Origin of the sequence: Silvimonas iriomotensis, from assembly GCF_014645535.1 — a bacterium.
Taxonomy (GTDB): Bacteria; Pseudomonadota; Gammaproteobacteria; order Burkholderiales; family Chitinibacteraceae; genus Silvimonas; species Silvimonas iriomotensis.
This window is the reverse complement of record NZ_BMLX01000013.1, coordinates 1-1,463: the sequence shown is the minus strand read 5'-3', so window position 1 is coordinate 1,463 and position 1,463 is coordinate 1. Positions and strand designations below refer to the sequence as shown.

Annotated in this window: 2 protein-coding genes; both read right to left on the bottom strand. The window is 61.7% G+C overall.

Annotated features, from left to right (window positions below; genetic code table 11):
- Window positions 1-9: 9 nt before the first annotated feature.
- Window positions 10-792, bottom strand: a complete 783-nt coding sequence (gene istB / locus IEX57_RS21050; RefSeq protein WP_188707275.1) for an IS21-like element helper ATPase IstB — start codon at window positions 790-792, stop codon at window positions 10-12.
- The coding region (locus IEX57_RS21045) for a Mu transposase domain-containing protein (RefSeq protein ID WP_444544645.1) at window positions 782-1,463 on the bottom strand (682 nt) is incomplete at its 5' end. The genes IEX57_RS21045 and istB, both read right to left, overlap by 11 nt.

Sequence of the window (1,463 nt, the reverse complement as noted above, 5' to 3'; positions counted from 1 at the left end):
GGACCCTTTTCAGGGGGTGGGTTGGGGCTGCCTGGGGGCTTTTTTCTCCTTTTCCGGTGGAAACGTGCTGTTCTTGAAACGGTAGCTGTCGTTCCCGGTTTCAACAATGTGGCAGTGGTGGGTCAGCCGGTCCAGCAGCGCCGTGGTCATCTTGGGGTCACCAAAGACACTGGCCCATTCCGAGAAGCTCAGATTGGTCGTGATGATGACGCTGGTCCGTTCGTAGAGTTTGCTCAGCAGGTGGAACAACAATGCCCCGCCGTTCTGGCTGAAGGGCAGATAGCCCAGTTCGTCCAGGATCACCAGGTCGACATACATCAACCGCATGGCCAGTTGCCCGGGCTTGCCCATCGCCTTTTCCTGTTCCAGCGTATTGACCAGTTCGATGGTGGAGAAGAAGCGGACTCGGTGGTGATGATGCTCGATACCCTGAACGCCAATAGCGGTGGCAAGATGGGTTTTGCCGGTCCCCGGCCCGCCCACCAGCACGATATTCTGGGCCGAGTCGATGAACTCGCAGCGGTGCAGGCGTTTCACCAGCGCCTCGTCGGCATCGGCCACCGAGAAGTCGAAGCCGTTCAGGTCGCGATAGGCCGGGAAGCGGGCCACCTTCATCTGGTAGGCCAGGGAGCGCACTTCCCGTTCCGCCATTTCCGCTTTCAGCAAACCACCCAGGACCGCCGCTGCCGCCTTGTACGCCGGTGAATCCTGCGTCGCCAGATCACCCAGTGCCTGGGCCATGCCATGCAGCTTGAGGGATCGCAGCAACTCCATCATGGCATCAGGCTGCATGATGTTTCCCCCTCAGCCGGTCATAGCGATCGACGTTGGCCAGCGGTTCAATCTGCAGGGCAAAGGCCTGGGGTGCTTCCACTGGGGGCACCGGCTGGTTGTCGAGCAGCCGGCTCAGGATGTTGAGGATGGTCTGCTTGGAGGGAATACCGGCTTCCAGGGCCAGCTCGACCGCCGTCAGCACGGCGGCTTCATCGTGCATCAGCACGAGCGCCAGGATGTCGACCATTTCCCGATCACCACCCGGTCGTTTGAGCAGGATCTTCTGGAGTTGCCGGAAGCCGTCAGGCAACTCGCTGAAGGGTGCGCCATTGCGCAGGGCGCCGGGCTTGCGCTGGATGACGGCCAGGTAATGCCGCCAGTCATAGAAGGTCCGACCCAGGGCATGTTTGCGGTCAATGCAGCGGGCATGCTCGGCAATGGTCTGGCCTTCGGCCACAAAGACCAGACGGTCCGCGTAAACGTGCAGGCTGACCGGCCGGTTCGCAAACGAAGCCGGTACGCTGTACCGGTTGCGTTCGAAGTGGACGAGGCAGGTGGGGGATACCCGCTTGGTATGTTCCACATAGCCATCGAAGGGCTGCCCGACCGGCATCAGGTGCGGGCGTTCCGAGGACCAGACCGCCCAGATCGTGGCCTCCCGCTCCGGATGGCGGATCTGCTGCCACAAC

Excerpts from the sequence above, each read along its gene's own strand:
- istB (WP_188707275.1), bottom strand. The coding sequence starts at position 792 with ATGCAGCCTGATGCCATGATGGAGTTGCTGCGATCCCTCAAGCTGCAT.